General features: G+C 56.4%; 4 protein-coding genes. 3 read left to right on the forward strand and 1 reads right to left on the reverse strand.

Annotated features, from left to right (window positions below; translation table 11 throughout):
* Positions 1 to 1770, reverse strand: a complete 1770-nt coding sequence (locus tag M3G15_RS18110; RefSeq protein ID WP_260071665.1) for an Rqc2 family fibronectin-binding protein — start codon at positions 1768 to 1770, stop codon at positions 1 to 3.
* Positions 1771 to 1969: 199 nt separating this feature from the next.
* On the opposite strand from M3G15_RS18110, the gene M3G15_RS18115 reads away from it, so the two are divergent.
* From M3G15_RS18115 to M3G15_RS18125, 3 genes are all read left to right on the forward strand, one after another.
* Complete coding sequence (locus M3G15_RS18115) at positions 1970 to 4774, forward strand: calcium-translocating P-type ATPase, SERCA-type (protein ID WP_260071666.1); 2805 nt, start codon at positions 1970 to 1972, stop codon at positions 4772 to 4774.
* Positions 4775 to 4845: 71 nt separating this feature from the next.
* Positions 4846 to 5682, forward strand: coding sequence for a diaminopimelate epimerase (gene dapF / locus M3G15_RS18120; RefSeq protein ID WP_009225243.1), 837 nt, complete (start codon positions 4846 to 4848; stop codon positions 5680 to 5682).
* Positions 5683 to 5880: 198 nt separating this feature from the next.
* On the forward strand, positions 5881 to 7788 hold a 1908-nt coding region (locus tag M3G15_RS18125), incomplete at its 3' end, for a bifunctional homocysteine S-methyltransferase/methylenetetrahydrofolate reductase (protein ID WP_260071667.1).

The following is a 7788-nucleotide window of genomic DNA, read 5'->3' on the forward strand; positions in this document are numbered from 1 at the left end:
TCAGCCGTTCTTCACTGTGTTCGGCAACGATTTAATGAGCTGCTCATCTGGCGTGACGTACAACGTCCGCTGGTGGTCGTAAATGACGAAGCCAGGCTTGGCGCCGTTTGGTTTGCGGACGTAGCGGATGAGGGTGCAGTCCACCGGGACGCTGCTTGATTGCTTCGCCTGGCTGAAATAGGCGGCAAGCTGCGCAGCTTCGTTTAACGTCGCATCGCCATATGAGTCGCTTCGGATTAGCACGTGTGAGCCCGGGATATCCTTCGTATGGAGCCAGGTATCGTTGGGTTTGCCGAGCCGGTTGGTGACGTATTCGTTTTGCAGATTGTTTTTGCCCACGTAAATTTCGATGCCCTCCGACGAAGTATAGACGTGCAACGTCGGACGGTCGTTCTTTTTCTTCTTCTTGCCCCGTTTGGCCCGGTCCCGCAAATATCCCTGCTGGGTCAACTCCTCGCGGATCTCGTCGATATCGCTTAACGTCGCATCGTTCAACTGCTGCAGCAAGCCATCGAGGTAAGCAATTTCCTCTTTAGCCAGCTTCATCTGTTCCTCGATGACGGCGAGGCTGTTTTTGAATTTGTTGTACTTCTTAAAGTACCGCTGGGCGTTCTCCGAAGGGGTCAGCAGCGGATCCAGCGGGATGGTCTCCATTCCCTGCGCTTCATCGTAGTAGTTGACCAACTCAACGCTGGTGTCGCCTTTGCGGATCGTATGCAGCGAAGGCAGCAGCAGCTCGCCCCAGATGCGGTAACGTTCGGCATCTTCGGCTTCGCTCAGATCTTTCTTCAGGTTAGTTAGCTTCTTTATGTTCTTGTTCCGCTCGTTTTGCAGGAAGCGCAGCAGGTCGTTCGTTTTCTGCTTGACCGTATCCCGCAGCGCTTTATCCCCGTAATAGTCCTCCATGCATTCGCTGATCGAAGGATAGGTTCGAATCTCCCCGTGGGCGCTTGTGAGCCGAATGGCGGAGAAGATGCTTTTCCCTTTGGCGTTTTCGCCGGTCATGGGGGCATACTTCTGGCTGCGAACCTCCTCCATCAATCCGTCAAAAGCTAACCATAACCGCTCCGCTTCCTCCGGATTCAGCCCGATCTCCGCTGCAACGCCGCTGACCCCGGTGCGGGCATAGATTTCGCCGGCGATCAGCGGGCTCAGCCCGGCGAAGGCATCGACCAGCCAGCCGCTGCCGGTGCCTTTGCCTTCGGCTGTTGCCGCTTGCCAGGCGGCCATAAAAGCCGCACGATCCGCTTCGAGCGGATGAAGCTTGTGCTGCTCCGGCGGCGCTGTATAGGCGAAGCCGGGCATGACGATCCGATAGCCGGAAATGGCCGGCGTCACGTGATGAATTCCGTCCAACTGGGTACCGGTGGCCGGGTCGACCAGGATGATGTTGCTGTGCCGTCCCATCAATTCGATGATGATCCGCTTGATAGACAAATCGCCGAGCTCATCGCGCGTGCGGACGTCGATATGGATGATCCGCTCCATGCTGACCTGCGTCACCGCTTCGATAGTCCCACCCTCGCAGTGCTTGCGCAGCAGCATGCAGAACATCGGCGCCTCCAGCGGATTCGGAAACGAGGCTTCCGTAAAATGAACCCGCGGGTACGTCGGATTCGCCGACAGTAGGAGCCGCTTATTGCCGGCCTGCGTGCGCAGGTGAAAGACGAGGTCGCTTTCCGCGGGCTGATGTATTTTATTGATGCGACCGCCGATGCAGGTTTGCAATTCGTGTACGATCGCTCGGGTTACGATGCCGTCGAGTGCCATTTTATGATAATCTCCTGTTCTGAAACTTTTGTATGAAAGCGGCGGCTTCACGAGAAAGCCCTCCTCTATGATGCCATACTTCGGGCAAAAACTTAAGGGCTCCCCTGTGATAATTTGGGACTGGCTAGAATACATTTACCCTAGGTGGAAAAGCCTTCACGCCGATACTGCATAATAAACGGAAGGGGAATTAAGGAGGATGGAACAAAAAAACTGGCACCAGTGGAGCAGTGATGCGCTTCTGCAACACTTCGGCGTCACGCGTGAACAGGGCCTGACCGATGAAGAAGCGCAGAAGAGACGCGAGGAATTTGGCTGGAACGAACTGCAGGAAGGAGAGCGCATCTCCCCGATTCTGCTGTTCCTGAACCAGTTCAAGGATTTTATGATGCTGGTGCTGATGGGTGCCACGCTGATTTCCGGTTTTCTCGGCGAGTATCTGGATGCCGTCACAATCATCGCCATCATCATTCTGAACGGGGTGCTTGGATTCATCCAAGAATTCCGTGCGGAGCGTTCCCTGCGGGCATTAAAAGAGCTGTCCGCGCCCCATGCCAATGTGCTGCGCCAAGGCGTCGTCAAGAACATTCCAGCCAGAGAGCTTGTTCCAGGGGATATCGTCCTGCTGGAAAGCGGGGACCGGATTCCAGCTGACATCCGGTGGTTATCTACGAACAGCCTGGACGTGGAAGAATCCGCTTTGACCGGCGAATCGCATCCGGTGGGCAAACATGCGGGGGTGCTGAGTGAAAGTGACGTTCCGCTGGGAGACCAGAAGAACATCGGCTTCATGGGCACGATGATCACCCGCGGTACGGGCCGGGGGATCGTGATCCGCACGGGCATGGACACCGAGATGGGGAAAATCGCCGATTTGATTCAAAATACCGAGGTCCAGGAAACCCCGCTGCAACGGCGTCTGGAGCAGCTCGGCAAAATTTTGATTTATATGGCGCTCGGCTTGACCGTCGTTGTGGTGCTCCTGGGGATTCTGCAAGGGCAGCCGGCCGCCAGCATGTTCTTTGCCGGAGTGAGTCTTGCCGTTGCTGCTATACCGGAAGGTCTGCCGGCCATCGTGACGATTGCGTTGGCGCTGGGTGTGCAGCGCATGATCAAACGCAAAGCAATCGTTCGCAAGCTGCCGTCGGTGGAGACGCTGGGCTGCGCTACGGTCATCTGTTCGGACAAGACCGGTACGCTAACCCAAAACAAAATGACCGTAACCCGGTTGTGGCTGGAAGGCAGATCGCTGGAAGTGACGGGCGAAGGCTACGAGCCGGTTGGCAATATTCTGGACCAAGGCGTGCCCGTCGATTTGCGCAATGACCAAAGCTTGCGCCGGATGCTGCAGATCAGCGCGTTGTGCAGCAATGCGGTCATCTATGACGACGATCCGGAGAAGCGCGGCCGCCGCAAGACGAAGGAGGACGCCGCTGCAGGCGGATCGGTCTGGAAGCTGAAGGGCGATCCAACCGAGGGGGCGCTGGTGACGCTGGCGTCCAAAATGGGCATGACGCCGGCAGCCTTAAGCGGAACGTATGTCCGCGATCTGGAGTTTCCTTTTGATTCCAAGCGGAAGCGGATGTCCGTCATCGTCTCCCATCAAGGCGGCAAAATGGCGCTCGTCAAAGGAGCACCGGATATGCTGCTCGAGCGCTGCTCCTATATCCTGTGGGATGGCAAAGTGGTGCCTTTCACGGGCACATTCCGGCAGAAAGTGCAAGCGGCCAACGAACAAATGGCCCGCAGTGCACTCCGCGTGCTTGGGTTGGCCTACCGCGACTTGAAGCCAACCGAAGGGGCGGAGCATGAAGATCAAGTGGAATCGCAGCTGATCTTCGTGGGTCTGACCGGTATGATCGACCCGCCGCGCCGCGAAGCGCGGGACGCGATTACCGTCTGCCGCCGCGCAGGCATCAAAACGGTGATGATCACCGGCGACCATGGGCTGACCGCCGAAGCGATCGCTGCCGATCTGGGGATTTTGCCGCGGGGCGGTACCTCGATGTCGGGCCAGCAGCTGGAGGCGCTGAGCGATGAGGAGCTGGAGAAGCAGGTAGACAACATCTATGTCTATTCCCGGGTGTCGCCGGAGCATAAGCTGCGGATCGTGAAGGCACTGCAGCGGAACGGGCATGTGGTGGCGATGACCGGCGATGGGGTAAACGACGCGCCGGCGATCAAAGCCGCTGATATCGGCATCGCCATGGGCATGACGGGCACGGACGTCTCCAAAGAAGCGTCCTCGCTGATCCTCAACGACGATAACTTTACGTCAATCGTTGCCGCAATCGAGGAAGGACGCAGCATTTACGAGAACATCCGTAAATTCATCCGTTATTTGCTGGCCTCCAATGTCGGCGAAATCCTGACGATGTTCTTCGCCATGCTGGCGGGCTTGCCGCTGCCGCTGCTGCCGATCCAAATTTTGTGGGTCAACCTGGTGACCGATGGTTTGCCGGCGATGGCACTGGGCGTCGATCAACCGGAAAAAGACTTGATGGAGCACAAGCCGCGCGGCGCAAACGAAAACATTTTTGCCCGCCGGTTAGGTTGGAAAATCATCAGCCGCGGAGTGCTGATCGGCGTATGCACGCTGGGCGCGTTTTGGTTGACGCTGCGCTATGCGCCATCGGATCCGGCCCAACTGGTCAAAGCGCAATCGGTCGCCTTTGCCACCCTGGTCATGGCGCAGCTGATCCATGTGTTCGATTGCCGCAGCTCGCGGTCGATTTTTCACCGTAATATTTTGCAAAATAAATATCTGGTTGCCGCTGTCCTGTCGTCGATTGTGTTGCTGCTTGGCGTAATGTACATTGAACCGCTGCAGCCGATCTTCAAAACGGTACCGCTTGGCACGCGGGAGTGGGCGATCACCCTGGTGGCCGCTGGCATTCCGACCTTCCTGATGGGCGCGGGCAGCGTCTGGTCAGGCAATCGGAAACGGCGCAGCAGCGGGCCGCGTCCCTTTGTCACCGCGAAAAGTACAAATATTCGTGCATAAAATCAATAGCTTTTGAACCTGGCAAAAGCTAGACTAACCCTATCATCCAACGATGCAGGAGTGGGGTTAGCATGGAATTTACAAAAATGCATGGACTAGGTAACGACTTTCTCGTATTTTATGGTGAACAACAGCTGCCGGATAACGTATCTGAACTGGCGATTCGGTGGTGTGACCGATATTTTGGCGTCGGCGGAGACGGATTGGTGTTTATTCTCCCGTCGGACAAAGCGGATTTCAAAATGCGGATCATTAATTCAGACGGCACGGAAGCTGAACAATGCGGCAACGCGATTCGCTGCGTAGCCAAATACGTCTACGACAACCGTCTGGTGGATAAAGACAGCGTAACGATTGAAACGTTGGGAGCAGGCGTTCAGCAAGTGACCTTGCAGGTCGAGGACGGTGTGGTCAAAACGGTGCGGGTCGACATGGGCGAACCGATCCTGGACGGCCTGACGATCCCAACGACGCTGAATCAGAATCCGGTGGTGAGCCAGCCGATTGAGACGAACGGCCAGGAATTTAAGTTTACGGCCGTCTCTATGGGCAATCCGCATTGCGTCATCTATGTGGATGATGCGCCGAATTTCGATGTGACGACATGGGGACCAAAGCTGGAGGTACATCCGTACTTCCCGCGCAAGATCAACGTAGAGTTCGCCACCGTGACGAACCGCCAGCGGGTGGAGATGCGCGTATGGGAACGCGGGGCGGGCCCAACGCTGGCTTGCGGTACTGGTGCTTGCGCCACACTGGTATCCTCCGTACTGAACGGATTGACGGATCGTGCCGCCTGGATTGGACTCAAGGGCGGAGACCTGTTTATCGAATGGGATGAACGCGACAATCATGTATACATGACGGGGCCGGCCGAAGCGGTGTACAAAGGCAGCGTCGAAATATAAGAGGTTCATTAAATTAGGATGGAACGATTGCCGGGATCCCTGATCGGGGACCCGGCTTTTTTTACGATAACTGCCAGCGATATTCGGGAACGATACCTTATCAATCGGAGCGATTTATGATAAATTAATATGATAATAGTTTGCGCCGGGATTGATTCATACAGCGATATAACATCACGGCAGTCAGGGGGCAGAAGCATGAAACCGGATTTGCGTACGACTTTGGAGCGCGAAATTATTGTCGGCGACGGGGCCATGGGGACGTATTTGTACCAGTTGGGTTTTCCGGTCGGCATTTCTTATGAAGAATTTAATTTGCTGCGCCCCGACGTGATCGGCGACATCCATCGCCGTTATCTCGATGCCGGGGCACGGCTGCTGGAAACCAATACGTTTTCGGCGAATTACTATAAATTGTCCAAATTCGGACTGGAGGCCAAGGTGGAGGACATCAACCGGGCTGCGGTACGGATCGCCAAGCAAGCGGCGGGCGAACGTGCGTATGTCGCGGGAGCGGTTGGTTCCATCCGCGGCGGCAAGCGGGCGAACGTCACCGTCCAAGAGCTCGGGAAATACTTCGAGCAGCAAATTGCTGCCTTGCTGAGCGAAGGGGTGGATGCGCTGCTGTTCGAGACGTTTTACGACCTTGGGGAAATGCGGATCGCTTTGGGACAAGCCCGCAAGCTGACGGATGTTCCGGTCATTTGCCAGTTCGCCGTCGATCAAATCGGACGCACGCTGGACGGATTTACGATTCCGCAGGCGTTTGGAGCGCTGGTTGAAGAAGGGGCAGACGTGGTTGGCTTCAACTGCCATTCCGGTCCAAAAGGAATCATGGGTGTCATGGACGACGTGGAGGGGCCGCTCAACGTGCCGATGTCCGTTTTCCCAAATGCAGGTTTGGCGGACTATATCGATGGAGAATATGTATATGGAGCGACTCCCGATTATTTTGGGGAGTGCGCCCGTGCTTTTGCCGATTTGGGGGCGAGATTGATCGGAGGCTGCTGCGGTACGACGCCGGAGCATATCGCCGCCATGGCCAAGGCCTTGGAAGGGTATGCCGCTCAGCCGCTGGCGAAGGAACGGAAGCTGCCTGAACCGCATCTATCCGCTAGCGTATCGCTCAACGAGCATCCGAATGCGGTGCCTGCGGGCTCCAGCGAAACGGGTGCTGTTTCCGGCGGCGGGGAGAATCGCAAGCTTCCGAGCTTGACCGAGCTCGTGAAAGAGCGGCATACCGTCATCGTTGAGCTGGACCCGCCGCGCGACCTGGATATCGGGAAATTCATGGAGGGCGCAGCCGCTTTGAAAGAGGCGGGCATCGATGCGCTCACGCTGGCAGATAACTCGCTGGCCGTAACGCGGATGAGCAACATGGCGCTTGGACATCTCGTCCAATCTCAGCTCGGCTTGAGACCGCTGGTGCATATCGCCTGCCGGGACCGCAATCTCATCGGCACACAATCGCATATGATGGGCTTCGATGCGCTGGGCATCGACCACGTGCTCGCTGTGACGGGCGACCCTGCCCGCTTTGGCGATCTGCCGGGAGCGAGTTCTGTGTACGACTTGACGTCGTTTGAGATCATTCGCATGATCAAGCAGCTGAACGAAGGGATTTCTTTTTCCGGGAAGCCTTTGAAGCAAAAAGCCAAATTCGTCGTAGGCGCTGCGTTTAATCCGAATGTGAAGCATTTGCACAAAGCGGTGGAGCGATTGGAGAAGAAGATCGCTTCCGGCGCCGATTACATCATGACCCAGCCAGTATACGATCCGGAGCTGATCGTGGCGATCAAGCAGGCGACGGCGCATTTGGACGTGCCGATCTTCATCGGCATTATGCCGCTGGCCAGCGGCAAAAACGCCGAATATTTGCATAATGAGGTGCCCGGAATCCAGCTGTCGGATGAAGTCCGCAAGCGGATGGAAGGACTGCAAGGCGAAGAGGGGCGGGCGATGGGCGTCGAGATCGCCAAAGAGCTGCTCGACACGGCGATGGAGCATTTTAACGGAATTTATCTCATGACGCCGTTTATGTTCTATGAAATGAATGTCGCTTTAACGAATTATATTCGCGAGAAGTCCAAACGGGACTCGGCCCAC

The organism is Paenibacillus sp. p3-SID1389 (genome assembly GCF_025151705.1).
Lineage (GTDB): Bacteria > Bacillota > Bacilli > Paenibacillales > Paenibacillaceae > Fontibacillus > Fontibacillus phoenicis.

Bases quoted from the DNA above. Each gene is read 5' to 3' on its own strand.
- M3G15_RS18110 (WP_260071665.1), bottom strand. From the start codon at position 1,770: ATGGCACTCGACGGCATCGTAACCCGAGCGATCGTACACGAATTGCAA.
- M3G15_RS18115 (WP_260071666.1), top strand. From the start codon at position 1,970: ATGGAACAAAAAAACTGGCACCAGTGGAGCAGTGATGCGCTTCTGCAA.
- dapF (WP_009225243.1), top strand. From the start codon at position 4,846: ATGGAATTTACAAAAATGCATGGACTAGGTAACGACTTTCTCGTATTT.